The sequence below is a fragment of the Myxococcus sp. AM010 genome (assembly GCF_013372585.1).
Lineage (GTDB): Bacteria > Myxococcota > Myxococcia > Myxococcales > Myxococcaceae > Myxococcus > Myxococcus vastator.
The window spans coordinates 89,226-114,757 of record NZ_JABXEO010000016.1; the positions used below are offsets into that span (position 1 = coordinate 89,226).

At 70.9% G+C, this 25,532-nt stretch carries 16 protein-coding genes; 7 read left to right on the forward strand and 9 right to left on the reverse strand.

The features are described 5' to 3' along the window. Nucleotides 1–27: 27 nt before the first annotated feature. A complete protein-coding gene (gene argE, locus HV826_RS11160) occupies nt 28–1,164 on the forward strand; it encodes an acetylornithine deacetylase (RefSeq protein WP_176416990.1) in 1,137 nt (378 codons plus the stop codon). 105 nt (nt 1,165–1,269) lie between these two features. Here the strand turns inward: argE and mfd are convergent, their stop codons facing one another. Further along, on the reverse strand, nt 1,270–4,836 hold the full coding sequence (gene mfd, locus HV826_RS11165; protein WP_176416991.1) for a transcription-repair coupling factor: 3,567 nt from the start codon (nt 4,834–4,836) through the stop codon (nt 1,270–1,272). Between the two features lie 271 nt (nt 4,837–5,107). On the opposite strand from mfd, the gene HV826_RS11170 reads away from it, so the two are divergent. Beyond that, nucleotides 5,108–6,547 (forward strand): PAS domain-containing sensor histidine kinase, encoded by a 1,440-nt coding sequence (locus HV826_RS11170; RefSeq protein WP_176416992.1) that lies wholly within the window; start codon nt 5,108–5,110, stop codon nt 6,545–6,547. Between the two features lie 18 nt (nt 6,548–6,565). On the opposite strand, the gene HV826_RS11175 is transcribed toward HV826_RS11170, so the two are convergent. The 8 genes from HV826_RS11175 to HV826_RS11210 all read right to left on the reverse strand — a co-directional run bounded on the left by HV826_RS11175 (nt 6,566) and on the right by HV826_RS11210 (nt 18,007). Then, on the reverse strand, nt 6,566–6,883 hold the full coding sequence (locus HV826_RS11175; RefSeq protein WP_176416993.1) for a hypothetical protein: 318 nt from the start codon (nt 6,881–6,883) through the stop codon (nt 6,566–6,568). 178 nt (nt 6,884–7,061) lie between these two features. After that, the gene (locus tag HV826_RS11180) at nt 7,062–7,706 is read right to left on the reverse strand and encodes a Tfp pilus assembly protein FimT/FimU (protein WP_176416994.1); all 645 of its coding nucleotides are present in this window, start codon (nt 7,704–7,706) and stop codon (nt 7,062–7,064) included. Nucleotide 7,707: 1 nt separating this feature from the next. Next, on the reverse strand, nt 7,708–8,913 hold the full coding sequence (locus tag HV826_RS11185) for a PilW family protein (protein WP_176416995.1): 1,206 nt from the start codon (nt 8,911–8,913) through the stop codon (nt 7,708–7,710). Beyond that, complete coding sequence (locus HV826_RS11190) at nt 8,910–9,446, reverse strand: hypothetical protein (protein ID WP_163784218.1); 537 nt, start codon at nt 9,444–9,446, stop codon at nt 8,910–8,912. Before HV826_RS11190 ends, HV826_RS11185 begins: the two co-directional genes overlap by 4 nt. Beyond that, a complete protein-coding gene (locus HV826_RS11195; protein WP_176416996.1) occupies nt 9,443–13,816 on the reverse strand; it encodes a pilus assembly protein PilY in 4,374 nt (1,457 codons plus the stop codon). The genes HV826_RS11190 and HV826_RS11195 overlap by 4 nt, the downstream gene beginning before the upstream one ends. Before the next feature lie 75 nt (nt 13,817–13,891). After that, nucleotides 13,892–14,611: a hypothetical protein gene (locus HV826_RS11200; RefSeq protein WP_176416997.1), complete on the reverse strand. Its 720-nt coding sequence runs from the start codon at nt 14,609–14,611 to the stop codon at nt 13,892–13,894. Between the two features lie 264 nt (nt 14,612–14,875). Further along, complete coding sequence (locus HV826_RS11205) at nt 14,876–16,570, reverse strand: hypothetical protein (RefSeq protein ID WP_176416998.1); 1,695 nt, start codon at nt 16,568–16,570, stop codon at nt 14,876–14,878. Nucleotides 16,571–16,660: 90 nt separating this feature from the next. Next, nucleotides 16,661–18,007, reverse strand: a complete 1,347-nt coding sequence (locus tag HV826_RS11210) for a bifunctional glycosyltransferase/class I SAM-dependent methyltransferase (RefSeq protein ID WP_176416999.1) — start codon at nt 18,005–18,007, stop codon at nt 16,661–16,663. A 205-nt stretch (nt 18,008–18,212) separates the two neighbouring features. Here HV826_RS11210 and HV826_RS11215 point away from each other — a divergent pair, with 205 nt between their 5' ends. The 5 genes from HV826_RS11215 to HV826_RS11235 are packed head-to-tail and all read left to right on the forward strand — an operon-like array spanning nt 18,213 to nt 25,353. Then, nucleotides 18,213–20,405 carry a polysaccharide biosynthesis tyrosine autokinase gene (locus HV826_RS11215; protein ID WP_176417000.1) on the forward strand — a complete coding sequence of 731 codons (2,193 nt, stop codon included), beginning with the start codon at nt 18,213–18,215 and terminating at the stop codon, nt 20,403–20,405. Beyond that, complete coding sequence (locus HV826_RS11220; RefSeq protein WP_176417001.1) at nt 20,402–21,652, forward strand: glycosyltransferase; 1,251 nt, start codon at nt 20,402–20,404, stop codon at nt 21,650–21,652. The genes HV826_RS11215 and HV826_RS11220 overlap by 4 nt, the downstream gene beginning before the upstream one ends. Continuing rightward, a complete protein-coding gene (locus HV826_RS11225; protein WP_176417002.1) occupies nt 21,649–22,785 on the forward strand; it encodes a glycosyltransferase family 4 protein in 1,137 nt (378 codons plus the stop codon). The genes HV826_RS11220 and HV826_RS11225 overlap by 4 nt, the downstream gene beginning before the upstream one ends. Further along, nucleotides 22,782–24,242 carry a hypothetical protein gene (locus tag HV826_RS11230; RefSeq protein WP_176417003.1) on the forward strand — a complete coding sequence of 487 codons (1,461 nt, stop codon included), beginning with the start codon at nt 22,782–22,784 and terminating at the stop codon, nt 24,240–24,242. Before HV826_RS11225 ends, HV826_RS11230 begins: the two co-directional genes overlap by 4 nt. Further along, entirely contained in the window at nt 24,211–25,353 is a 1,143-nt protein-coding gene (locus HV826_RS11235) for a glycosyltransferase family 4 protein (protein ID WP_176417004.1), read from the forward strand. The genes HV826_RS11230 and HV826_RS11235 overlap by 32 nt, the downstream gene beginning before the upstream one ends. The last annotated feature ends 179 nt before the right edge of the window (nt 25,354–25,532 follow it).

Below are 25,532 nucleotides of genomic sequence, written 5' to 3' on the forward strand. Positions count from 1 at the left end.
CATGACCGTCCCCTGGAGGTCTTACCCATGAGTGACACGCTGCCCGCGCTGCGGGCCACCCTGGCGGAGTTGGTGGCGATGGACACCACGTCCTTCCGTCCCAACGTTCCGCTCATCGACTACGCGCAGGCGCGCCTGGAGGCCGCGGGCTTCAGCGCGGAGCGCCAGAAGTTCCTGGACGACGCGGGTGTGGAGAAGGTGAACCTCGTCGCGGTGAAGGGCGGCTCCGGCCGCGCCGCGCTGGCCCTGGTGGGGCACTCCGACTGCGTGCCGTACGACGCCGCCTGGACGGACGCGCTGCGGTTGACGGAGAAGGACGGACGGCTCTACGGGCGCGGCGCGTGTGACACCAAGGGCTTCATCGCCTGCGCGCTGCACGCGGCGCTGAACGCCGAGCAGCTGAAGGCCCCGCTGATGGTGGTCCTCACCGCGGACGAGGAAGTCGGCCTGACGGGCGCGAAGAAGCTGGTGGAGGCGGGACTGGGCCGCGCGCGTCACGCGATTGTCGGCGAGCCCACGCGCCTCATCCCGGTGCGCGCCAACAAGGGCTACTGCCTGGCGGAGGTGGAGGTGCGGGGGAAGGAAGGGCACAGCGCGTATCCGGACTCGGGCGCGTCGGCCATCTTCCGCGCGGGCCGCTTCCTCCAGCGCCTGGAGCACCTGGCGCTGACGGTGCTGCGCGAGGACGTCGATGAAGGCTTCCAGCCACCCTTCACCACCGTCAACGTGGGCGTCATCCAGGGTGGAAAGGCAAAGAACGTCATCCCCGGCGCCTGCCGCTTCGTCGTGGAGTGGCGGCCCATTCCCGGGCAGCCGCCGGAGCGCGTGTCGCAGCTGCTGGAGACCATCCGCCAGGAGCTGGTGCGGGATGAGCCCGCCTTCGAGGCCGAGATTCGCGTGGTGCGCACGGACCGGGGCGTGAATACGCGGGCGGACGCGGAGGTGGTGCGCTTCCTCGCGGAGGTCAGCGGCAACGCGCCGGAGACGGTGTCCTTCGGGACGGAGGCGCCGCAGATGACGGAGCTGGGCGCGGAGGCGGTGGTGTTCGGCCCCGGCGACATCCGCGTGGCGCACCAGACGGGCGAATACGTGCCCGTGGAAGACCTGGTGCGCTGCGAGGCCGTCCTGGCGCGCGCCGTGGCCCACTTCTGCGGCGGGCGCTGAGGCCGCGAGCGCAGGCGCCACGGTGCGCGGCGCCTGTGCGGCTTGCCCGCCGCGGCGGTGATGCCGCGGCAGGTGACGGCCTGGGCCACGAGGATTTCGAGAGGCCTATGCCTGCGGCAGCGCGCAGTGGCCCAAATCCCTCAGCACCTTCTTGGCCTCGGTGATGAGGTCGTGGCCACTGGCGCCCTGCGGCGCGCGGGCGATGAGCTTCATGTCCGGCGTGAGGCGGTAGACGCCCTTGGAGCGCTGCACCAGCCCCGCCACCTTGGGGCCATCCAGCAGCGCGTCCGCGCCCAGCGTCACCACCAGCCGGGTGGTGCCCACCTCCAGCCCGCGCAGGCGCAGGTCGCGCATGTCGATTTTCAGCAGCGTCAGCTCGGACAGGTGGTCCACCTCGTCCGGGGCCTCGCCGTACCGGTCCACCAGCTCCGCGCGCAGGTCCGTGACTTCGTCCGGGTGGCTGGCCTGGCTGAAGCGCTTGTAGAAGACGAGCCGCTGGTGGACGTCGCTGACGTAGTCGTCCGGGATGAGCGCCGGCATGGGCAGCGTGACGTCCGGCTCGATTTGCAGCTTGGGTGGCTGGCCCTGCATCTCCGCGACGGCTTCCTCCAGCAGCTGCGCGTACATGTCGAAGCCAATCTCGGCGATGGCGCCCGACTGCTTGTCGCCCAGCAGGTTGCCCGCGCCGCGAATCTCCAAATCGTGGCTGGCGATGGAGAAGCCCGCGCCCAGCTCGGTGAAGTTCTGGAGCACCTCCAGGCGCCGCTGCGCGTCCTTCGTCACCGCGCGCCGCGACGGCACCAGCAGGTACGCATACGCGCGCTCCTTGGAGCGGCCCACGCGGCCACGGAGCTGGTAGAGCTGCGCCAGGCCGAACTGGTCCGCCCGGTTCACAATCATCGTGTTGGCGCTGGAGATGTCGATGCCGCTCTCGATGATGCTGGTGCACAGCAGCACCTGGTACTTCTTCTCCGTGAAGGCGAGCATCACCTTCTCCAACTGCCCCTCGCCCATCTGCCCGTGCGCCACGCCGATGCTGACCTGGGGGACCAGCGCGCGCAGCTGCGTCTCGATGGAGGGCAGGGACTCCACGCGGTTGTGGACGAAGAACACCTGTCCGCCGCGCGCCACCTCGCGCTCAATCGCCTCCTTCACCACCGTGTCCTCGTGCTTCATCACGAAGGTGCGGATGGCCCGGCGGTCCTGCGGCGGCGTGGCGATGATGCTCATGTCACGCACGCCCGACATGCTCATGTGCAGCGTGCGGGGGATGGGCGTGGCCGTCAGCGTCAGCACGTCAATCTGGGAGCGCCACTTCTTCAGCGACTCCTTCTGCTTCACGCCGAAGCGCTGCTCCTCGTCGACAATCATCAGGCCCAGCTCCTTGAAGGCCACCTCGCCGCCCAGCAGCTTGTGCGTGCCGATGAGGATGTCGACCTTGCCCTCCTTGGCGCGCTTGAGGACCTCCCGCACCTCCGGCGCCTTCTTCATCCCGGAGATGACCTCCACCGTGACGGGGTAGTCCGCGAAGCGCTTCTTGAAGGACAGGTAGTGCTGCTGCGCCAGCACGGTGGTGGGCACCAGCACCGCCACCTGCTTGCGGTCCAGCGCGGCCTTGAAGGCCGCCCGCATGGCCACCTCCGTCTTGCCGTAGCCCACGTCGCCGCAGACGAGCCGGTCCATGGGCTCCGGCTTCTGCATGTCCGTCAGCACGTCTTCAATCGCCTTGGCCTGGTCTGGCGTCTCCTCGAACTCGAAGTCCGCTTCGAACTGGGCGAAGTACCGGTCCGGCGCGCTGAAGGCATGGCCGGGGTGCGCCTTGCGCGCGGCGGCAATCTGGAGGAGCTCCGCCGCCATCTTGAGCAGCTGCTCCTTGACGCGCTTCTTCGTCTTCTCCCAGCTCGTGGTGCCCAGCTTGTCCAGCTGCACCTGCGTGGGGTCGCCGCCGGAGAACTTCTGGATGAGCCGCATGCGGCCCACCGGCAGGTAGATTTTGTCCCGGCCCGCGTACTCCAGGACGAGGAAGTCCCCGGGCACGCCGTTGACCTCCATCTTCGTCAGGCCGGCATAGCGGCCAATGCCGAAGTCGGTATGGACGATGAGGTCGCCTTCCTTCAGGTCCCCGAAGCCGGAGCCGAACGCGTCCAGCTTCTTGCTGCGCCGGGGACGCCGGCGCGCGCGCACGCCGAAAATCTCCTCGTCCGCCAGCACCGCGAGCCCGCCCGGCCCATCCACGAAGCCGTGGCTCACCTCGCCCGTGAAGAGGTGCGCGCGGATGGACGGCTCGTACAGCGCCACCGCGTCCTCCAGCGGCTCCGTGTGGACCTTCACCACCACGTTGCGGTCCATCAGCAGCCGCTTCAGCCGGTCCGCCTGGCTCAGCGTGCCGCACGCCACCACGCAGGCCACGCGCAGCTCGCGCCAGCGCTCCAGCCGCTCCACCAGCGGGGACAGCGCGCCCTCTTCGCCGTGGTGCGCCAGGATGGCCTCGCGCAGGTCCTGGGTGCCGCCGAAGCTGAAGTGCACCGGCGGGCGCTCCGTCTGCGCCAGCGACAGGCCACCGCCCTCCAGCACGCGGAAGGGCTGCATCCGCTGATTCACGTCCTCACGGGAGAGGAAGTGCTCCAGGGGCGGGCAGATGAGCTCCTGCCGGGCCTCGGCCGCGCTATGCGAGCGCTCCAGCTCCTCCCACAGCGTGTCCGCCGCGCGCTCCTGGCCCAGCGGGTCGTCCAGGTAGAGGACGGGCGCCTCGGGGCTCCAGTCGCGCAGGAAGTCGAACACCGTGGACAGCCCGCCCTCGAAGAAGCCGGGCAGCAGGCCCTCCATGCCGAAGCCGGGCAGGCCCTCGCGCAGGGCGTCCAGCTGCTCGCGCAGCTTGATGGTGGGCAGGTTGATGCGGTCGGCCACCGCGCGGGCGGCGGACTCGGCGCGCGGGCGCGTCTCGTCGGTGAGCAGCACCTCGCGCGCGGGGACCAGGTCCACTTCCTTCAGCGCGTCCACCGTGCGCTGGGACTGCGGGTCGAAGGCGCGGATGGACTCGATGGTGTCGCCGAAGAACTCCAGGCGGACGGGCTTGTCGTAGAGGGGGCTGAAGACATCCAGCAGGTCGCCGCGCACGCTGAACGTGCCCACGTCCTCCACCAAGGGGCTGTTCTGGTAGCCCATGTGCACCAGCCGGCGCGCCAGCGAGTCACGGTCGAAGTCCTGACCCACGGCCACCCGCGCGGCCAGCGCGCGCATCACCGACAGCGGCAGCACCCTGCGGTGCAGCGCGCGCACCGACAGCACCAGCGCGGGGAAGCGCGTGCCCTGGCCCAGGTGGAAGAGGGCGCCCAGCCGCTCCGTGACGGCCGCCGCGTCGGGAGACACCTCGTCGTAGGGCAGCACCTCGTCCGCGGGCAGCCGCAGCACGCGCGGCGCCAGCAGGCTGCCCTGGCCGCCCAGGAAGAAGGACAGGTCGGCCGCGAGCGCGTCGGCGGCTTCCTCGTCCACCGCCACGCAGACGAGCGGCGCTTTCAGCGCGCCATGCAGGCGGGCGAGCACATGCCCGCGCGCGGCCCCCTTGAGCCCCTGCGTCCGGACGCGCTGTCCCGCCCGAAGTCCGTCAACCACCTGGGCGAAGGGGTCACCCGCCGCGCCGCCGTCCTGCGTCTGTTTGAAGGGAGTGTCCATGAGTGGACCCTGAGGGCCGCAGGGTAATTAGAAGTCTCACCCTGTCAGGTCAACGATGGAGCGCCGCAGGTGTCGAGCGAAACAGGAGAAATCGGAAGCTCTGGTTAGCTCGGGCACTGTTCAGCCACCCCGGGGACCGGTTGGCCCCGCCCCCAGCTGCGGGGTTAGGGTGGCTCACAACGGCAGCATCGGGGGCCACGCCGACATGTCATCTGGCCGTGGAATCAACAGGTGCCTGGGCACCGAAGGGGACGAACCTCTTTCCGAGGCGGTGGCCGTCTTGCGGAGCGTGCGCTCCGAGGTCGGCGGCATCGTCGACTTCGAGTGTGTCTCCGCCAACGTGCAGGCGGAGCGCTGGCTCGGCGGGGAAGAGGGCCGCCTGGTGCACCACCGGCTGCTGGAAGAGGCGCCGTGGGCGTGGGACAGCGGCCTCTTCAGTGCATGTGTCCGCGCGGTGACACGCCGCGCGCCAGAGGTCGCGCGGGTGTCCCGGCAGTCGCCCATGGGCACCGTGTGGCTCCAGGCGCGCGTGTCACCGTGTGACGACGGCGTGGTGCTCTTCCTGGAGGACCTCACCGAGCGCATGGCCGCGGAAGAAGCCCTGCGGCGCGACCATGACCTCCTGCACGCCGTCATCCAGAGCGCCACCGACGCCATCTACGTGAAGGACGTGTCGGGCCGCTACATCCTCATCAATCCCGCCACCGCGAGCGCCTTCCACCGGGCCCCGCGAGAAATCCTTGGCCGCACGGACGCGGAGTTGCTGGGCGCCGAGCGGGCCGCGCCGACGCTGGCGCACGACCGTGAGGTGATGAACTCCGGACAGACGGCCACGTACGAAGGGGCGGAGGGCGGCCCGGGGACGGACCGCATCTGGCACACGACGAAGGGCGTGCTTCGCCGCGGTGATGGCACCGTGTACGGCCTGTTCGCCATCTGCCGGGACGTCACCGCGCGGCGCCGCCAGGAGCTGGAGCGCGAGGAGGAGGCGCGCTTCCAGGAGCGCTTCATTGGCGTGTTGGGCCATGATTTGGGCAACCCGCTGGCCGCGGTGCGGCTGTCCTCCGCGGCCCTCCTGGCCCGGGACACGCTGCCCCCGGAGATCCGGCGCGTGGTGGCCCGCATCGACGGCAGCGCCGAGCGGATGGCGCGGCTGGTGAAACAGTTGCTCGACTTCACGCGCGCCCGCATGGCCGGCGGCATCCCGCTGCGTCCCCACGAGGTGTCCATGGAGGACGTGTGCCGGCGCATCATCTCCGAGCTGGAGCCCGCGCATCCGGAGTGCGGTGTCTGCCTGGAGGTGGACGGCGAATCACGCGGCGTCTGGGACGAGGAGCGCCTGGGGCAGGTGCTGTCGAACCTGCTGGGCAACGCGCTTCAACACAGTCCGGAGGGGAGCCCGGTGCGGGTGCGGCTGGCGGCGAAGGACCCGTTCTTCCAGCGCGTGGAGGTCCACAACGGGGGGCCGCCCATCCCCGAGTCGTTGCGCCCGCGGCTCTTCTCGCCGTTCCACGGGGTGCCCCTCGAACCGGGGCAGCCGAAGCCGAAGCACCAGGGCCTGGGGTTGGGGCTCTACATCGTGTCGCAAATCGTGACCGCGCACGGAGGCTGGCTGGACGTGGCGTCGTCGTCGGACACGGGGACCTGCTTCTCCGTGACGCTGCCGCGCGTCACCCGGCCGCTGGGGGGGGCGCCAGGCAAGAGTGCCTGAGGCCCGGCCCGTGGCCTGCTAGCGCTGGCCGAACCTCACGGCGGCCTGCAGGCGGAGGACGTCCGTCAGCGAGCCCGGGTCCACCAGCTCCATCGCGGCCTGCTGGGACAGGCCGGCGTACCGGCGCTTGCGGTACTCCTCCTCGTCCTCCTCACCGCCGCCCTTGTCGCCCTTGTCGTCACCGCCGCCCTTGCCGTCATCCGGGCGGAGGGACAGCGACGGTGCCGGGGACAATCCCTTCTCGATGTGCACCGAGGAGAGCGCGTCCGCGCGCAGGGAGGCGAACAGGCTGGCCATGGAGAGGCAGAAGACGACGGCGACGGTGAGGTTCTTCATGGGGGGGCTCCGTTTCTCTTGAGGGGGATGACGCGCGGCTTCGAATGGAAATTCAAGGGGCCGCGGGCGCCTTCATGGTGCGGATGTGTCCCACCAGTGCGTCAATCTGCGCGGGGGTGAGGGCCCCTGAGCATACGCCGAAGCCGCCTGGTCGCACGCGCGACGGCGGCGGCGGTGTCTACTGGCAGCCTGGGGTGGAGGCGTGCTTGTCACAATCCAGGGGGCGTACGGCCGCCGTCAAACCATCCGCCTGGAACACCAGCTCCGGTCTCCAGTCCGGCGCTTCGAGCGTCCCGCCGTTGCGCAGGAGGACGAGCCGCTCCGTCGTGGGCAGCGGGGCGTCCTGCTCGCACACCCGTCCGCCAGGCGCCGGCGGGGCCACGACGGGCGCGCCGACGCCGGGGTTGCCCCGCCAGCACAGGCCCACCAGCAGGTCCACGTCGAGCTTCGGCGGGACGACCAGGTCCGGCCCCAGCTCCGGGCACTCGCAGCCGCCCACGCCGCAGGCGTTATCCTGGCACGCGGGCATGGGACACACCGTGCCCCATGCGTCACTGCATGCCAGCGCCTCCCAGCGCATGCGCGTCACCTGGACGCCCTGCTCATCCGTGACGCGAGTGCCCAGCCGCACGGGCTGGTGGGTCGCGCGTGCTTTCTGACGGGCCTCCTGCATCATCAGCACCAGCTCGCGCTGCGCGGCGCCCAGTCGCTGGCGCTCCGTCATGCCCTGGAAGCTGGATACGGAGAGGGTGGTGAAGAGGCCGACCAGGGCCACCACGACCATCACCTCCAGCAGCGTCATGCCTCGGTTGCGTGGCCACATGTCAGCCCCCCGTTCCCACGAACGCGAAGTTGCGAGGCGCCAGGCGGATGACGCTGTGCCGGCGCTTGAAGCCATCCCGGAGATTGCCATCGTCGTCTCGCGCCCCGGGCGCTTCGTTCCCCGTCAGCTCGGCCCGCTGCGAGCGCGCGGTGATGGACAGCTCCACCACGCGCAGGTGGCGCATCAGCTCGTCACCCGCGCTGCCCGGGCCGCGGTCCGGCGGAGCGGGCACGCCGGGGTCCCAGGCCCAGGAGATGTGCGTGGCGCAGGTGGCCTGGGTGCAGGTGGCCAGTGAGGGGCGCCCGGTCTCCGCGTCCGGGAAGAAGCGCACGGGGGCGCCGGGGAGCGCGTCGGGGGCCATCACGCCCAGCCGGACCTGCAGTTGCTCGATGTCCTGGGACACCGCGGTGTAGCCCGCGGGCCCCATGGGGCCATCCGGGTCCATCTCCAGCACGGGCGTGCCCTCGGGCCAGTTCACCCGGTAGCCGCGGCTGGTGAGCGGGAGCAGGTACATGCCGCCTTCGCGAGGTGCGCGTGTGCCAAGCCAGGGTGACTCGGGGAGCGTCACGGCATCGGGATGACAGTGGCCATCAGCGGGCGCGGGCCGGCCTGGGAGGGCGGGGGTCCACTCCACGCCTTCCGCCACGAGGTTCGTCACCTGTCCCACGCAGGCCCAGCCCCGCTCGTCTTCCGTGCCCGGGAACACCACGGCGATGACCGCGTTGTCCAGGTAGGCGGGGGGCAGGCCTCCGACGCACAGCGTGTCCTCGAACCAGGCCGCGGTCGCCGGCAGGGGACACTGGTCCAGCAGCACCATGCGCGCCGGGTCCGTCTCCCAGACCTCCAGCGCATCCGACAGCAGCGCGGCATCGGCGGGGGGGACGAAGGTGGCGTCATCCGGGAAGGTGGCCTGGGGGCGGGCCCACACGGCGTAGAACAGGTCCGCTTCACCGGAGGGAATCCGGCCGCCGGTGAGGGAGACGCTGCCAATGCCCGCGCCCGCCCGCTGCACGCCGAACGCCATCAAGTCACGCGCGGCCCGGCCCTTGTTCTGCGTCTCCATGATGCGCTCTTCCAGCAGGCCCCGGCGCTGGAGGTGGACGCTCACGCCAATGGCGGTGGCGAGCACCACCATGGACATGGAGGCGGCCACCATCAGCTCGATGAGCGTGAAGCCGCGCGGCGTCGTCGGGCGAAGTCGCTTCATGGCGCCATCCGGGTCTGCAGGGCCACCGCGCGGCGGGGAGCACCGGGCTCCTCCGCCCAGCTCACGGTGACGCGGACGTTGATGACCTGGTGCAGGGCCAGGCTGCTGGCGTGGGGCAGCGGGATGGCGCGGCTCAGCGCGGGCTCGCCTGTCTCGGAGCCCTCGAAGGGCGGGTCCACGTCCAGCGTCAGCGTGTAGGCCATCTGAGGCGTCGCGCCCGGGAGGGGCGGCGTCTCCGTCATGCGGCCATTGGCGGACCACCACACGTCGCGCCCCGTGTTGTCGAGCTGCTTGATGTTGACGCAGGGGTCGTTCAGCGGCTCGCCCACGCAGCGGAGGTTGACCACGCGCTCCAGCTCCTGTTCGGCGATGAGGTTCGCCTGGCCCAGGTTGTTGTTGCGGCGGTTGTGACGAGACGCGGTGCCCAGCGTGAGCATGATGCCCAGGATGCCGAGCATGAGCACCGCGGCGGTGGCGAGGGTCTCCAGGATGCTGAGGCCGCGCGGATGGGCGTGGAGCAGGCGCCGGTTCATGGCACCACCTCCTGGACGCGTGAGCCGGACTGCACGTCCCAGATGAGGACCCGGGAGCTGCTTCGCGGCGACTCCGAGGTGGGGTTGTTGTACGTCCCGCTCCCCAGCGCGCGCACCTGACCGTTCTTCACGATGAGCAGGTGGTTGTCGTAGAGCACGGGCGCGTGCGTGCCGTGGCCGTCGATGGCGGTGTCATTGCCCGCGAGCGCGTTGCCCGCGGTGCTGTAGGCGTAGATTCTGCCGCTGGTGGTGCTGTCCAGGTCGCACGCGCTGGCGGCGCGGCCCACGGCGCTGGTGGTGAAGACCCCGTCCTGGGTGGTGGAGACGCCGCCCCAGACGACCTGTCCCTCGCCCAGCTCGCGTGCCCATTCGAGTTGCGCGGGGCAGTCGGCGCCGGGCCGCGTGGCGGGCACCGGGTCGCGGTCCTCGAAGGCCATCAGGTGATAGCGGGGCCGCGGGTTGGCGGTGTCGTCCGGCTCGTTGGCGATGTCCGGGTTGTTGGCGGTGCCGAAGTACAGCCGCACCCGGCGGGCGCCGCTGTCCGGCGCCACCGACGCGGAGATGGTGGAGAAGATGCGCTGGCTGGTGGGGTTGCGGATGCCGGGCACGGTCTGCGCGTCCGCGACGACACAGGAGGCCAGCACCTTGCCCAGCGGCGTGCTCGTCCCGGTGTTCGAGTAGGTGGGGTTGATGCGGTAGATCTTCCCCGAGGTGGATGGGACGTAGATGACGTCGACGTTGCCGTCGCCATTCACGTCCAGCGGGATGGGCTCTCCGCCGATGCCTTCATTCGCGTCCGCGGCGGTGCCCAGCGTGACGACGCCCGCGAGCCGCGCCTTCGCGCTGTTGCCCGGCACCTGCGCGGGCAGACCTGTCTTGAGGTCCATCAGGTAGACGGTGCCCACCGCTCCGGACTCCGGCGAGTAGTCCGTGCCGAACATGGACACCCACTTCTTGCCGCCATTCTGGCCGAAGTCCATGCGCACCAGCGAGGGCGCGTGACGCGAGCCGCGTGTGTCGGGCTTGGGCGTGGCGCCGGTGAAGAGCGCCGGCAGCGGGTTGCAGCCGTTGCTGTTGTTCGTGCACGGAACGCCCGCTGACGTGAAGCGGTCCCGCTTCATGTCGAACTCCCACAGGGGCGTGGGGTAGCCCGGGGCCGTGGGGTTGGTGACGTCGAGCGCGAAGAGGATGCTCTGCTTGGGGCCGGTGGCGCTGGCCAGCACCGTCTTGGCGCCCTCGTTCCGGGCCGGGCTGGGACGCCAGGCCTCGTCGGTCTGCCGAGGGTCATGGCCGGTGTCCGGGCGGTAGTCGTTGCTCCGCAGGTCCACGTCCGCCACGGAGGGCGTGGCGTCCATGGTGGCGCGCTCGGTGGAGTACGCGTCGTTGGCGCGCCGGTAGTTCTCCACGTAGTAGGGCAGCATCTTGAAGGGCAGGTAGGCGAACAGCTCGCCGCCTTCGCCGTAGTCGTGCCCGTTGGCGCAGCCGCCGGCCCGGCCGAAGTAGCCCTGATACTCCACGCGGCCTGGCGTGCAGGGGTCATCCCCTGTTTGGAATGTGCCCGTGCCCAGCGCGTGCAGGTAGCCCTGCGTGGTGCCCACATACGTCACCGTGGTGCGGCCCGTGTTGGCCGCGCTGAAGTTCTCCGTGAACTTGCGGCGCTCCGTGTCCAGGTTGCGGCCTTCGAGCAGCCACGCGGGCACGTTGGGCGGCCCGATGACGGCCGCGGTGGACAGGTTCACGCCGCCCAGCGGCCAGGTCCGCATCCGGTTGCGGACGAGCGAGGCCTGACGGTCCTCCCAGCCGTAGAGCCAGTCGCGCAGCGCCACCCGGTCATCCGCGGTGCAGCCGTTGCGGCCGTCCAGGTCATACAGATACACGCTGCCGTTGCGCCGCGTGCAGTAGGTGTCTGGGAAGGCGGGGCTGGTGGTGTTGCCGCGCGCCATCAGGTCCTTCACTTCGATGGCCTGCTGGTTCGCCGGGTTGAGGGTGACGAGCCTGCGCGCGTCGAGCGGCTCTCCGGGACGGGGCTCCAGCGTGCGCATCAGGTCGCGCATCCACTTGCCGGAGTCCCAGACCTCCTGGGTGGGCTCATAGGGCGCCAGCGTGGCGGGCTCGTAGAGCTTCTTCAGGTAGATGTGGCCCCGGTCGATGGTGTCCGGACGGTTGTCGTAGGTGCGGATGGAGACCTGGTCCACGCCTCCGTCGGCGACCCAGGTACGCCCGGGCGTTTCATAGACGCCGTGGATGACGGCGTTGGCCATGGGGATGAGCGACGCGCGGCCGTATTCGCCGCTGCGCTGCGCTTTGTAGGAGACGTTGATGTTGTGGATGGTGGGCTGGCAGGACTCCCCCGGGCTCTCCATCACCGCGCGCCAGCACAGCTGCGTCCCCACGCGCCCCTGCTCCAGGAAGTCCTGGAGGACCGCCGTCTCATTGCGTACGCCGCCGTCGCTGTCCGGGATGGGGACCCGGAGCCAGTTCGGCGTGTCGTTGACGACATACGTGGGATTGGAGGTGTCGCAGGGCTCCTGGCAGACCTTGCAGTCCAGCGCCACCTCATAGGTGATGTCCGGCCTGCGCTGGCCTGTGCCGCCGTCCGGCAGTGTGACGGAGAGCGAGCAGGGCGCGATGCCGCCGCCGTCCGCCGCGTAGTAGGGCTGGTCCTCCACGGTGAACGTCACCTCGGTGATGGTGAAGTCCAGGGAGATGTCCGGAGAGATGTCCGACACCACGTCGGAGCGGTAGGAGCCGTTGTTCTGCTTGTTGATGAGGATGACGATGTCGCTGTACGTGCGGTCACCGCCCGCGTTCTGGTCTTCCCAGCCCAGAATCCAGACCAGGGGGTTGTCACGCGGCGCGCCCACAATCGTGTGTGCCGCGCGGCGGTTCACGGAGCGCACGTCCTGCGTCTGGTTGTTCGGGAAGACGACGCCGCCATAGGCAGGGTCGGTTCGCAGGCGGGCATAGGCGTCACCACCCAGCCAGGTGCTCAGGTTCTTCCCGTCCACCACCAGCGGATTGAGGCTCTGGTGCAGGTCCATGTTGAGCGGCGTCTTGGTGAAGAAGACGTTGATGTCGCCGTGCATCCACAGGTCACACTGCACCTCCCGGCCATCCGTGGTGGGCCGGGTGATGAAGCAGGAGTCGGTGGCGGGGCCGTAGATCTGCTCCACGTAGGTGACGAGGAAGAAGACGATTTCGCGGTCACCCGCGAGCCGTCCCATGGGGACAATCTGGTCCTCCTCCTTGGTGATTGGCGCGCTCGGGTTCCTGCCGGTGATGAGCCGGCCCGCGCTGTCGAACGCGCTGGCCTTGTAGTCAGGGATGCCGTCGGGAGCGCTGGACCTGTCCCAGGTGCCGGTGACGCGCGTGAAGGTCCCCTGTGCGTCGAGCGTCCAGCCCTGACGAGGGGCGAAGCACTCGGCGGTCTCCGACTGGCGGCATTGGTTCGGGTCATCGTCCGTGGACAGGAAGATGAGGTTGCCGATGCCCCGGTTGCTGTTGAGCGGGTGCCGCGGCTCCAGCAGGTTCGGGATGTGCGGGAACATGCCTCGGTCGCTGAAGTACGTGTCGACCCGCGCGGGGACCGCATTGTCCCGGAGGTTGAGGTAGTCGAAGCCGTCGTTCATCCGCTCGTTGAAGAGCAGTTCCGTCTCGAAATCACGGACGCGCTGACCCACCACGCCGCCCGTCCTTGGCTGCGTGGGATAGTCCGCCAGGCGCTCCCAGCGCCGAGGCCCTTGATTGGCGAGGTAGCTGGACGCGCTGTTGCACCGGCCCGTCAACAGGTCGGGCTCGCGCAGCGTCACCGTGCCAGCGTCCCCGAAGCGGCGGTGGGTGAACGGACGGTCGCAGCGAGGGCCCTCGCTGCCGATGTAGCGCGAGGGGTTGAGGTTGTAGAGGTCCTCGTGGAAGTCGGGCACGCCGTTGTTGTCTGTGTCCCGCATCCGGTCGTCATCGGAGTTCTTGGGGGTGCCGTTGTCGTCAATGTAGCCGGCGTCGATGAGCTCGTCGTAATAGAACCAGCCCAGCGTGCTGGAGGCGCCGCTGCCCGCGCGGTCATCGACGATGAGCGCGGTGAGCTCCTGCTCGAAGGGCAGGATGATCTTCTCCGGGTCCAGGACGTTGAGGTTGGTGTTGAGCCGCAGCTTGGGCGGGTCGTCATCCGTGACGATGATGGCGCTGGGGATGCCCGCGTCCCTGCTGAAGTCGGGTTGCTTGTCCTGGTCCGTGGTGTCGATGCACAGCGCGAGGCTGCTGGCGCCGCCATCCGCGCCGCCACTGCCCGTGTCGCCGCCGGGACTTTGGGCGAGCACGGCTCCCGCGGCGGCCACTGCCACCGCGGCCATCCAGGTTCGAGTCCAGCGCATGATGTCCCCCCTGGCGGCCAGTGCTTCAGGGCCGCCCGATTCAGGTGCAACGGATTGCGGTTGAAGGCGTGGAGATCAGAATGTGGGAAGGCCGCTGCTGGAGGTGCCGGTGCCACGGCATCCCATCTTCGTGCCGTAGCTGCACGTGAGCCCTCCCTGGGTGCTGCTGTGCTCCAGGAGTGAGCGGACGATGGTGCGGTAGGGGAGGCCCGGGCCCGGGGGCTGGACCTCGCCCACGGACACCAGCCAGATGCGGCCGTTGGCGTCGGCGTTGCGGTCGGCGTCGTCGTCGTCCTCCACGACGAAGACGCGGAAGGAGACGCCGCGGGCCTCCGGATAGGCGCGGATGGGCTCGCCCTCCACGTCGTTGATTTCAACGGAGGCGCCCGTCACGGCGTCGTCGACGGCCGTGCCGCGCGCCAGCGTGTAGGGCGTCTGGGGGATGAGCTCCCGCCAGGGCACGCCGCCCGCGGCGACGTCGGGCAAGCCCTGCTCGGCCACGACTTGCAGGCGCGGCAGGACGTCCTGGTTGTAGCTGCCAACGCCTCCCGAGACGGGGTTGTTCATCATCGCCAGGACGACGGCGCGTCCCTCGGCCATGCCCGCCTCGGCGGCGAACAGGGCTTCCCGCGAGCGGCGCTCATGGGACTGGAGCACGCTCTCCGTGGTCACCGCGCGGAGGGACACGAGCACGCCCGCGGTGACGAGCGCGATGAGCCCCAGCGCCAGCAGCAGCGTGAAACCTCTCCGCGCGCCAGGGGCGTGTGCGGGCTTGCGGGTCGGATGACAGCGCACCGGGGACTCCTTGCCCTGAAGGGCAGCAGGGAAGCGCGGGTGTCTGTCTCAGCAATCCCCAGGCCCGCTTTCGCGGCGCATTCAGGTCAATGCATCCAGCCGCTTGGCCAGGGCCCTGGGTGAAGCCTGACACGGACTCAGGCGACACGGATTGCGGACCTCGCAAAAGTTGCGAGTCAGCGACAAAGTGGGACGGACCGTGGGGCTCGTCCCAGGAGGCGAGACGCTTGGTGGCTCCGTGACAGTCACACGGAGCGTCGTGTCTCAGCCGCGCCCTCGGGGCCAGAACGTCACGTCGCGCTCCGGGGCATTCAACCAGACGGATTTGAGGAAGCGCACGGCGTTGCGGTCCGCGGTGTCATGCCGGCTGGTGAGGCCATGCGCCGCGCCCAGCAGCAGCAGCACCGCCAGGGAGGCCCCCAGCGCGGGCGCCGCGGGCCACGTCTGGCCGGGCTTCCGCGCCAGGCTGACGAAGACCCAGGCGGCGGTGCCCAGCAGCAGCGCCACCATCACTCCGCCCGCCAGTCCCGCCGGCAGCCCCAGGAAGGTCAGCACGCCGGGCGGAAAGTAGCCCGCACGCAGCAGCGGCAGCGCCAGGGCGCCCACGGCGTTGGAGACATCGTCGGGGATGTAGTTGATGAAGGTGGCCACGCCGGTGGTGATGATGGACACCGCGCACAGGAGCGCGGCCACGCCCAGGGCCCACGCGCCCTGGCCCGCCGAGCGCAAGCGCGCCAGGAAGAGACCGGCGGGCAGCAGGAGGAAGGGCACCAGGCCGGTGAGGTGGCGCGGCCCCGTCGTCCAGCCCCACGAGTCGTAGGAGAACGACGAGGTGAAGTACGTGTAGCCCACGAGCAGGGCCACGCTCAGCCACGCCAGCGCGCGGGCCTCCGACGACTGGCCCCGGCGGCGCCACACGAGCACCAGCCCCGGCAGCGCCAGCAGGAGGAAGGGGGCCAGGGTGAACAGACCCCGCAGCGGGGAGAAGAAGGACAGGGCGAAGGCGCGTGGGTCCGGCGTGCGGATGCCCAGGAAGCCGCCCAGGTGCCAGGGCTGGTAGCCCGCGTCGTTGAGGTACTTGTAGCCGCTCGTCAGCGGGTGGCCGAACGTCACCTGGTGGTAGGCCATCAGCGCCACCAGGAAGGGCAGGGCGCCCAGCGTGGCCAGCCCCGCGGCCCGGCCCAGACGCACCCAGCGAACAGACGCGGGCGCGTCCTGGAAGGCGAAGGTGAGCACCGCGTACAGCACCAGGCCGAGCACGCCCATGGCGCCGGTGTACTCGGCGGCCACGGTGGCGCCCGCGAAGGCGCCCGCCAGGACATAGCCCCGCTCGCGCCATTCGCCACGCGCGCAGCGCCACAGCGCGTAGAAGCTGGCGAAGAGCAGCACCGCCGTCGTCTGGTGGCTCATGAAGAGCAGCGAGTAGCTGAAGGCCAGCGAGCCCAGCCCGTACGTCACCGTGAGCGCATCCGCGACGAGCGGCTCCAGGGACGCGCGCAGGTAGCGGCGCACCAGCCACAGCAGGCCCAGCGTGGGCAGCACGGTGAGCAGCAGGCGCGAGAAGAAGACCAGGGGCACTTCGGGCACGGCATGCCGGTGGCCGCCGCCCACCGCGCGCAGCACGGCGTAGAGGGGCACGGCGGCGAACGACAGCAGCGGCGCCTTGCTGGGGTAGTACTTTCCGTCCTTCACGGACAGGTCACCGACCTTGCCGTAGTCGTGCAGCGCCTGGTTGATGTGCAGGGTGCCGTACTCCACCAGCGCGCGCGTCTGCCACAGCCGGCACAGCTCGTTGGGCGAGCGCAGGCCCGGGTGGTACGGGAACAGCAACACGTACAGCGCCGCCAGGGCGGCCCACACCGCGCGGGGCGCGCCTCGGGATGGCAGCGCCTGGCGCTCGGGGGTGGGAGCCGCGCTGGGCTCCAGGGGCGCGTCGGCGGGCAAGGGCGTGGGGTTCATGGCGGCGGGGCCCTGCGCTGGGGCGAGGCCGCCTCGGGAGGCGGCTGTGATTCAAGGGACAGCCGGGGTGTCACGCGCGGCGGCGATGCCTTACGCATCGCCCCTGGTGGCGCGGGCCACGGCGAAGAGGCTCATGCCCACCGGCAGCTTCACGTGCGACTCCGCCCGCGCAATCAGGGGCGCCAGGGTGTCGTAGAGCTTGAGCTGGAGCTTGGGCACCGAGCGGCGGCGCAGCAGGCGGCTGTTGACGAACCAGCCCGGCAGGCCCGCCAGGTTCATCCACTCCAGGGTCTCCACCTGGAAGCCGTTCTCCTCCAGCACCGCGCGCAGCGTGGAGGGCGTGTAGCGGCGGTAGTGGCCCACGGCCTCGTCGATGGCGCCGAAGAGCTGCTGGAGCGCGGGCACCAGGATGACCACCCGGCCCCCGGGTGCCAGAATCTGCTTGAAGCGCCGGACGGCGGACGCGTCATCCGGGATGTGCTCCAGCACGTTGGAGAGGACAATGGTGTCCAACTGCTCCGTCTTGAGCGACTCCCAGTCCGCCAGGGCCACGTCGGACAGGTACGGCCGGATGTGCGGCTTGCCGCGGAAGAGGTTCTTCAGGCGGTCCACGTAGAAGCGGTCCACCTCCAGCGCGATGAGCAGCTCCAGGCCCGACTCCAGCTCACGCGTAATCGTGCCGATGCCGGCGCCAATCTCCAGCACCCGGCGGCCCAGGTGCTCGCGGAAGCGGCGGCCCAGCCACTGGTTGTAGTGGACGGCGCCGTCCATGCGCTCCAGCGTGGTGTAGCCCTCGTGCTGGTTGTCCGCGTCGTCACGCACCGTGGCGTAGCGGACCAGCGTCTTGAGCCGGGACAGGTGCGCCGCGGGCGTCCGGCGAGGCACCGCGCCAGGCGGGAGCGTCACCTCGGTGAGGCGGAACAACTGCGCGGCCAGCTTCACCACCAGCTCCGCGTCCACCGCGTCGTCGTCGCTGGTGAGCGTGACGGAGCGCAGCGCCTCGGTGCGGAAGGCGCGCAGGCCGGTGAGCGGGTCCGTCAGCGGCACGTCGGTGACGAAGCGGGTGACGTGGCCCAGGGCCCGGTCCGCCAGCAGCTCCGGCGCCAGCCCCTGCGCCGTGCGCAGGCCGAAGACGGCGTCCGCGGTGTCCGCCTGGATGGGGCGCACCAGCGCGTCATAGACGTCCTGCGAATACGACGTGTCAGGGTCCTGCAGCACCGTCACCGCGCCCGACACCTTCTCCAGCGCGGCGCGGATGGCCGCTCCCTTGCCGCCAGCCACCGTGAGGACGTGCACGTTGGGCGAGGAGGCGGCGTCGACGGAGCCCTCACCGGCGAGAACGACTTCCGCGTCAGGGGGCAACGCATGGGCGAAGCGGGAGGCGGCGGCCGCGGTGTCGGGCGAGAAGGGAAGGACGAAGGAGAGCGGTGGCGTCACGCCGGGCTGACTAGCACAGGCGGCCCGGCTGTGCGCGTCAGTGCCCGCGAAGCAGCGTGGATGGAGGGCGTCCAGGCGACCGCGGAACAATGGACAACCCCGCGGGGACACGGCACGCTCGTCGCGGTCCCCCAGCGTGTGGGTGAAGGTCGGCGGAGTGCCGCCAGGCCGTGGAATCGCTCTGGGGATGGCAGGGAGACGTGACGTGGATGGAACCGGTTTCGACCCGGCCGGCGGCGCCGGTGGCCTGACGACCGCGGGCCTCATGCAGCATGTGCGCGCGGTGTGGCGCCGCAAGTGGGTCGTCCTTGGCGTGGCGGTGGTGGTGGTGGCGCTCATGGCCGCCCACACGTTGCGCCAGCCCAAGGTGTACTCGGCCAGCGCCTCGCTCATCATCGACGTGATGGCGCCGCGCTTCCTGGATGGCGAAGTGAAGGAGGTGATGGGCGAGGAGCGCAGCAACTACTGGTTCAACAAGGAGTACTACGCCACCCAGAGTCAGATCATCACCTCGCGCGCGGTGGCGGGCCGGGTGGTGGACAAGCTGGGCCTGTCCACGGACGCGGACTTCCTGGGCATGGCGCACGTCACCGACGAGAAGGCGCGCCTGCAGGCGATGCAGGGCGCGGACGCGGTGGCGCTGCTCCAGTCGCGCATCCGGGTGATTCCCGCGCGGGACTCGCGGGTGATGAACGTCGCGGTGGATGACTTCGACGCGAAGCGCGCGGCGCTGCTGGCCAACGAGGTGGCCACCGCGTACATGGCGGAGAACCTGGCCCTCAAGCTCCGGACGACGGAGGACGCGCGCGACTGGTTGGAGATTCGCCTGTCCGAGCTGGAGTCGCAGTCCAAGACGAGCGAGCTGGCTGTCTACGACTTCAAGAAGGACGCGGACATGCTGTCCACGTCGCTCGAGTCGCGGATGAGCATCGTCAGCGAGCGCATCAACAGCTTCAACCTGAAGCTGACCGAGGTGCGCATCCAGATCGCCGCCCAGCAGGCGCGGGTGGAGGCCATCCACCGGCTGCGCAAGGCGTCTCCGGAGGATGAGACGTGGGCGGAGGCGCTGTCGGGCGCCACGGAGGGGCCCATCCAGGACCTGCGGCGCAGCTACACCGAGCTGCGCGTGGCGTGCGCGGAGCTGGGGGAGCGCTACCTGTCCGAGCACCCGAAGCTCCTGGAGTGCAACCGCAAGCTGTCGGTGGTGCGCGAGGACTTCCTCAAGAGCCTGAGCAACGTGGTGCGCGGCGCGGAGACGTCGCTGGCGGAGTCGGTGGCGCAGGAGAAGAACCTGGTGCGCCTGCTGGACGCGGAGAAGTCGGAGGCCTTCCTGGTGAACAAGAAGGCCATCGAGTTCGACCGGCTCAAGCGCGACTCCGACAACAACCAGCGCCTCTACGAGCTGGTGGCCAGGCGCCTGAAGGACATCGAGCTGTCGGGCATGCTGCGCACCAGCAACGTGCGCGTGCTGGACCCGGCGCGGCCCGTCGTGGTGCCGGTGAAGCCGCACGTGCGCCGCAACCTGGCGGTGGGGCTGGTGATGGGGCTGCTGGCCGGCCTGGGCGTGGTGCTGCTGCTGGAGCTCCTGGAGAACAGCGTGGCCACGCAGGCGGACGTGGAGGAGCGGCTGGGGCTGGCCTTCCTGGGCGTGATGCCGCAGCTGGACGCCAGCAAGGCGCTGCGCGACAGGGACTTGCACGTCCACCACGAACCCAAGTCGACAGCGGCGGAGTGCTGCCGCGCCATCCGCACGAACCTGCTGTTCATGTCGCCGGACAACCCGTTCAAGACGCTGGTGGTGACGTCCAGCGGGCCGCAGGAAGGCAAGTCCACCACCTGCGTCAGCCTGGGCGTGGCCATGGCCCAGAGCGGCAACCGGGTGCTGCTGCTGGACACCGACATGCGCCGGCCGCGTCTGCACCGCGCCTTCGGCGTGCCCAACGAGCTGGGCATCTCCTCGCTGGTGGTGGGCGAGGGCACGCTGGACGCGGCGGTGAAGAGCACGGAGGTGCCTGGGCTCTTCGTGCTGCCGTGCGGACCGCTGCCACCCAACCCGGCGGAGCTGCTGCACACCCAGGCCTTCACGGACCTGCTGAAGGCCGCCTCCGAGCGCTTCGACCGCGTCATCCTGGACAGCCCGCCCATCAACGCGGTGGCGGACGCGGCGGTGCTGGCCACGAAGTGCGACGGCGTGGTGCTGGTGCTGAAGGCGGCCAAGACGAACCGCGAGTCGGCGCGGCGCGCGCTGCGCTCGCTGGCGGACGTGCAGGCGCGCATGTACGGCGCCATCCTCAACGACGTGGACCTGTCGGCGCCGCGCTACGGTGACTCGTATCTGGCCTACCAGGGCTACGGGCAGTACGAGGAAGACGCCAAGGATGGGGTGGCGCAGTCGTGAACGCGCCATCAGCGGGCGGGGGCCCGCGAGTGCTGCACCTGGGCAAGTTCTATCCCCCCGCGTCGGGCGGCATGGAAGCCCACGTCCAGACGCTGGCGCGGGCCCAGGCGGCGCTCGGCGCGCAGGTGGAGGTGCTGTGCGCCAACCACACCGCGGACGGCGCGGGCACCAGCCACGAGTTCCAGGGCCGCAGCCCCACGTGCGAGACGTGGGACGGACCGGTGCGCGTGACGCGCCTGGGCCGGCTGGCCTCCGTCGCGCGCATGGACGCGATGCCGGACCTGCCGCGCATGCTGGGCCGCGCGTTGTCGCGGGGCGTGGATATCGTGCACCTGCACACGCCCAATCCGACCTGGGTGCTGGCCCTGGACGTGGTGCGCCGGCTGCCTCCCGTCTTCATCACCCACCACAGCGACGTCATCCGGCAGAGGGTGGCGGGCGCGCTCTTCAAGCCCTTCGAGGCGCTGCTCTATGCGCGGGCCCGGCGGGTGCTGGCCACCAGCGAGGCCTATGTCCCGGGCTCGCCGCTGCTGCGCGCCTTTCGCGGCAAGGTGCGGGCGCTGCCGCTGGGGCTCGACCTGGCGCCGTACCTCCAGCCCTCCGCCGCCGCGCGTGAGGCGGAGGCCCACTGGCGGGCACAGGCCGCGGGCGCGCCGCTGTGGCTCATGGTGGGGCGGCTCGTCTACTACAAGGGCCTGTTCACCGCGCTGGAGGCCCTGCGCCGGGTGTCCGGGCGGCTGGTGGTGGTGGGGCAGGGGCCGCTGGAGGCGGAGGCCCGACGCCGCGCGCGCGCGCTGGGCGTCGCGGACCGGGTGACGTGGGCGGGCTATCTGCCTCCGGATGCGCTGGTCGGTGCGCTGCACGCGGCCACCGCGCTCTGGTTCTGTGGCAACGCCCGCAGCGAGGCGTATGGGCTGTCGCAGGTGGAGGCCATGGCCAGCGGGCTGCCCGTGCTGAACACGGCGATTGCGCACTCGGGCGTCGCGTGGGTGAGCCTGCACGAGCAGACGGGGCTGACGGTGCCGGTCGGCGACGCGGCGGCGCTGGCGGCGGCGGCGCGGCGGCTCGTGGAGGAGCCCGGGCTGGCGCGGCGGCTGGGGCGTGAGGCCCGGGCGCGGGCGGTGGCGGAGTTCCGGCATGACGTCATGGCCTGGCGCAGCCTGTCGCTGTACGCGGAGGCGCTGGGCCGGCCCGCGCCGGGGATGGCGCCCGACGTGGTGCCCCAGCGCCTGGCGGGGAATGCATGAGCCGCCCCCTGCGCGTGCTGCACCTCTCCAGCGGCAACCTCTACGGCGGCATCGAGACGTTGCTGCACACGGTGGCGCGCGAGCAGGGCCGGCACCCGCCGCTGTCGCACGCCTTCGCGCTCTGCTTCGAGGGCCGGCTGGCGGCGGAGCTGCGTGACGCTGGCGCGGAGCTGCACCTGCTGGGCCCCGTGCGGACCCGCCGTCCCTGGTCCGTGTGGCGCGCGCGGAGGGTGCTGCGCGCGCTGCTTCGCTCGGGGCGCTTTGACGCGGCCCTCTGCCATTCCCTCTGGCCCCAGGCGTTGTTCGGGCCGGCGGTTCGCGCGGTGGGCGTTCCCCTGGTCCTCTTCCAGCATGACGCGCTGTCCGGTCGGCACTGGGTGGACCGGTGGGCGCGCGTCACGCCGCCCGACCTGGTGCTGGCCAACAGCGGCTTCACCGCGGGCACGCTGGCGTCCGTCTATCCCCAGGTGCCCTGGCGCGTGACGCACTGTCCGTTGCCCCTGCCGCCGCCCAGGCTGGAGGCGTCCGAGCGCGCGCGCGTGCGCGAGGAGCTGGGGGCCGCCGAAGGGGACGCCGTCATCTTCCACGCCAGCCGGATACAGGAACGGAAGGGCCAGCGCTTGTTGCTGGAGGCGCTGGGCCGGCTGCGGGCGGTGCCGGGCTGGCGCGCCTGGTTCGCTGGCGGCGCGCAGCGGCCGGATGAGGAAGTCTATCTGGAGGGGCTGCGGGCGCAGGCGAGGCATCTGGGCATCGAGGGACGGCTGCGGTTCCTGGGGCAGCGCTCGGACGTGTCGCGGTTGCTCCGCGCCGCGGACATCCACTGCCATCCCAACTTGCTGCCAGAGGCGTTCGGTCTGGTCTTCGTGGAGGCGCTCCAGGCGGGCCTTCCCGTGGTGACCACGCCGATGGGGGGCGCGCTGGAAATCGTGGATGCCTCCTGCGGGGTGTTCGTCCACCCGGAGCCGGAGTCACTGGCCCTGGCCCTGAGGCGGCTCATCGAGGACCCCCAGGCGCGCGTCCGGCTGGGCGCGGCGGGGCCCGCGCGTGCCGCGGCGCTGAGCGATGCGGGGGGCTTCCTTCGCGGGATGGAGGAGGCGCTGCGCGCGCTGGCCGAGCAGGCGGTGCCGGTGTGAGGGCCCCCCAGCTCCAGGGCCCCGGCGCGCTGAAGCGCCGGTACGTGCGCCGCGCGCCGGGGGCCGTGCAGGAGGCGGCTTCGGAGGGGGCCGCGCTCACGCATCCCGCCGCTCGAGGTGCGCGCATGGACGGCGGCCTGCTGGCATCTGGCCGGCTGGTGCCGCTCTTCGTCGGTCTGCTCATCTGCTGCCAGCTCTCGCTGCTGGTGGAGGCCATCGCGCCGCTCCGGGTGGCGGTGCGTGTGCTGGCCTTCGGCGTCAGCCTGGCGCTGCTGGCGTTGGTGCGGGGACCGAGCCTGAAGCACCCGGCGCTTCCCTTCGTCCTGGCCGCGCTGGGCGTCACCACGCTCCAGTTCTTCAATCCTGGCACCGGTGCCCCGCTGGCGGCGCTGGCGCAGTTGGGCATCCAGCTCGCCATCGCCGCGCCGCTGCTGTGGGTGACCCGGCTGGCCATCGACCCGAAGACGTTCCGTCGCACGCTCGCGCTGCTCTTCTTCTTCAACGCGGCCAGCGCGGGTGTGGGCGTGCTGCAGGTCTACTTCCCCGGCCGCTTCCAGCCCGCGCTGTCGTCCGCGGTGCAGGGCCAGGGCGAAGGTTATGTGAGCAGCCTCCAGTTCGAGACAGCGGACGGCGTGCGCGTGTTCCGGCCCATGGGCCTGACGGACATCCCGGGCGGCGCCTCCACTGGCGGCTTCTACGCGGTGCTGCTGGGCGGCGGCTTCCTGCTGTCGTCCCGGCGTGGGCTGACGCGCGCGCTGAGCGTGGGCGGCATCCTGGTGGGGCTCTTCGGCATCTACCTGTCCCAGGTGCGCGCCACCGCCGTCATGCTGGTGGTGTGTCTGGTGGCCCTGGCCGGCGTGCTGCTGCTGAGTGGCCGCGTGGGGCGGTTCCTGACGCTGCTGGCGGTGGTGGGCACCGCGGGCGTGGCCACCTTCGGTTGGGCCGTGGCGGTGGGCGGCGACACGGTGATGAATCGCTGGTCCTCGCTCTTCGAGTCGAGCCCCGATGAGGTGTACCACCGCAACCGCGGCTACTTCCTGACGGGCACCTTCGCGGACGTGCTGCCTGAGTATCCGCTGGGCGCGGGCCTGGGTCGCTACGGCATGATGAATGCCTACTTCGGTGACAACAGCGACCGCGAGCGCCCGTCGCTGTGGGCGGAAATCCAGTGGACCGCCTGGGTCTACGACGGCGGCATCCTGGGCGTGCTGCTCTACCCGCTGGGCCTGCTGATGTCGTTGCTGTGGGCCTTCCAGGTCGCCCTCAGTCGGGATGGTCCGCGGAGCGAGTTCTGGCTGTGGGGCAGCGTCCTCTTCGCGTACAACCTGGGCGCCCTGGCGCTCACCTTCAGCTATCCGTTCTTCATGAGCCAGACGGGCATGGAGTTCTGGTTGCTCAACGCGGCGCTCTTCGGCGCCTTGTCCCATGCGAAGACCGTACACGCTCATCGCCGGTGACTTCGTCGACACCGGCGGCATGGACCGGGCGAACCTGGCGCTGGCGCTCTGGCTGGCGAAGCAGGGGCACCCCGTGCGGCTGGTGGCACACCGGGTGGCGGACGTCCTGCTGCGCCATCCCAACGTGCGCTTCGTGCGCGTGCCCAAGCCCGCCAATGCCTATCTGCTCGGCGAACCGATACTGAGCGCCGTGGGGCGCGCCTGGGCGCTGCGCACCCGCGCGGAGGGAGGGCGTGTCGTGGCCAATGGTGGCAACTGCCCGGTGGCCTCGGCCAACTGGGTCCACTACGTCCACGGCGCCTATGCCGCCGAGCCCACGGGCGGCGCGCTGCGCCAGCTCAAGGGCCGCGTGAGTCACCGGTACTACGTGCGCTCGGAGCGGCGGGCGCTGCGGCGCGCGCGCGTCATCATCGCCAACTCGGAGCGCACGCGGGAGGACGTGGTGGCGGCCACGGGCGTTCCGGCGTCCCGGGTGCGCGTCATCTACCTCGGCGGCGATGTGGAGCGCTTCCGCCCCGCCTCACCCGAGGCGCGGCGCGCGGCCCGCGCGGCCCTGGGCTGGTCGGAGTCCCGGCCCGTGGCGCTCTTCGTGGGGGCGTTGGGAGACCGTCGCAAGGGCTTCGACACCCTCTTCCAGGCCTGGGCGCGGCTGTGCGCACGGGCGGACTGGGGCGTGGACCTCAAGGTGGTGGGCTCGGGCACGCAGCGCGAGGCGTGGGAGCGCGAAGCGGCGGCCAAGGGCCTGGGGACGCGCATCCAGTTCCTCGGCTTCCGTGACGACGTGCCGCTGCTGCTGTCGGCCGCGGACGTGCTGGTGTCACCCACGCGCTATGACGCGTATGGGCTGAACGTCCACGAGGCGCTGTGCACCGGGCTGCCCGCGCTGGTGAGCCGCTCGGCGGGCGTGGCGGAGCGCTACCCGGAGACGCTGGCGGGCTTGCTGCTGGACGCGCCGGAGGACGTGGAGGCGTTGGTGCGGCGCCTGGAGGCCTGGCGTGAGCACGCGGCGGCCTGGGCGCCCCATGTGGCCGCGCTGTCGGAGTCGCTCCGGGCGCGGACGTGGGACACCATGGCCCAGGCCATCGTGGACGTGGTGGAGCGCGAGGGCTGAGGCGCCTGCCTCGCTAGCCGCGCCGCTCCAGCACCTCGGTGAAGAAGTCCAGGTGGGCCTTGGCCACCACGGGCCACGAGAAGCGGGTGACGGCGCGCTCCCTTCCGCGTGTGGCCAGCTCCGCTCTGCGCTGGGGGGCTCTCCAGCAGGTCGGAGAGCGCTTGCGTCCACGCGGACAC

Excerpts from the sequence above, each read along its gene's own strand:
- HV826_RS11175 (WP_176416993.1), bottom strand. The coding sequence starts at position 6,883 with ATGAAGAACCTCACCGTCGCCGTCGTCTTCTGCCTCTCCATGGCCAGC.
- HV826_RS11205 (WP_176416998.1), bottom strand. The coding sequence starts at position 16,570 with ATGAACCCCACGCCCTTGCCCGCCGACGCGCCCCTGGAGCCCAGCGCG.
- argE (WP_176416990.1), top strand. The coding sequence starts at position 28 with ATGAGTGACACGCTGCCCGCGCTGCGGGCCACCCTGGCGGAGTTGGTG.
- HV826_RS11225 (WP_176417002.1), top strand. The coding sequence starts at position 21,649 with ATGAGCCGCCCCCTGCGCGTGCTGCACCTCTCCAGCGGCAACCTCTAC.
- mfd (WP_176416991.1), bottom strand. The coding sequence starts at position 4,836 with ATGGACACTCCCTTCAAACAGACGCAGGACGGCGGCGCGGCGGGTGAC.
- HV826_RS11190 (WP_163784218.1), bottom strand. The coding sequence starts at position 9,446 with ATGAACCGGCGCCTGCTCCACGCCCATCCGCGCGGCCTCAGCATCCTG.
- HV826_RS11185 (WP_176416995.1), bottom strand. The coding sequence starts at position 8,913 with ATGAAGCGACTTCGCCCGACGACGCCGCGCGGCTTCACGCTCATCGAG.
- HV826_RS11180 (WP_176416994.1), bottom strand. The coding sequence starts at position 7,706 with ATGTGGCCACGCAACCGAGGCATGACGCTGCTGGAGGTGATGGTCGTG.
- HV826_RS11235 (WP_176417004.1), top strand. The coding sequence starts at position 24,211 with ATGCGAAGACCGTACACGCTCATCGCCGGTGACTTCGTCGACACCGGC.
- HV826_RS11195 (WP_176416996.1), bottom strand. The coding sequence starts at position 13,816 with ATGCGCTGGACTCGAACCTGGATGGCCGCGGTGGCAGTGGCCGCCGCG.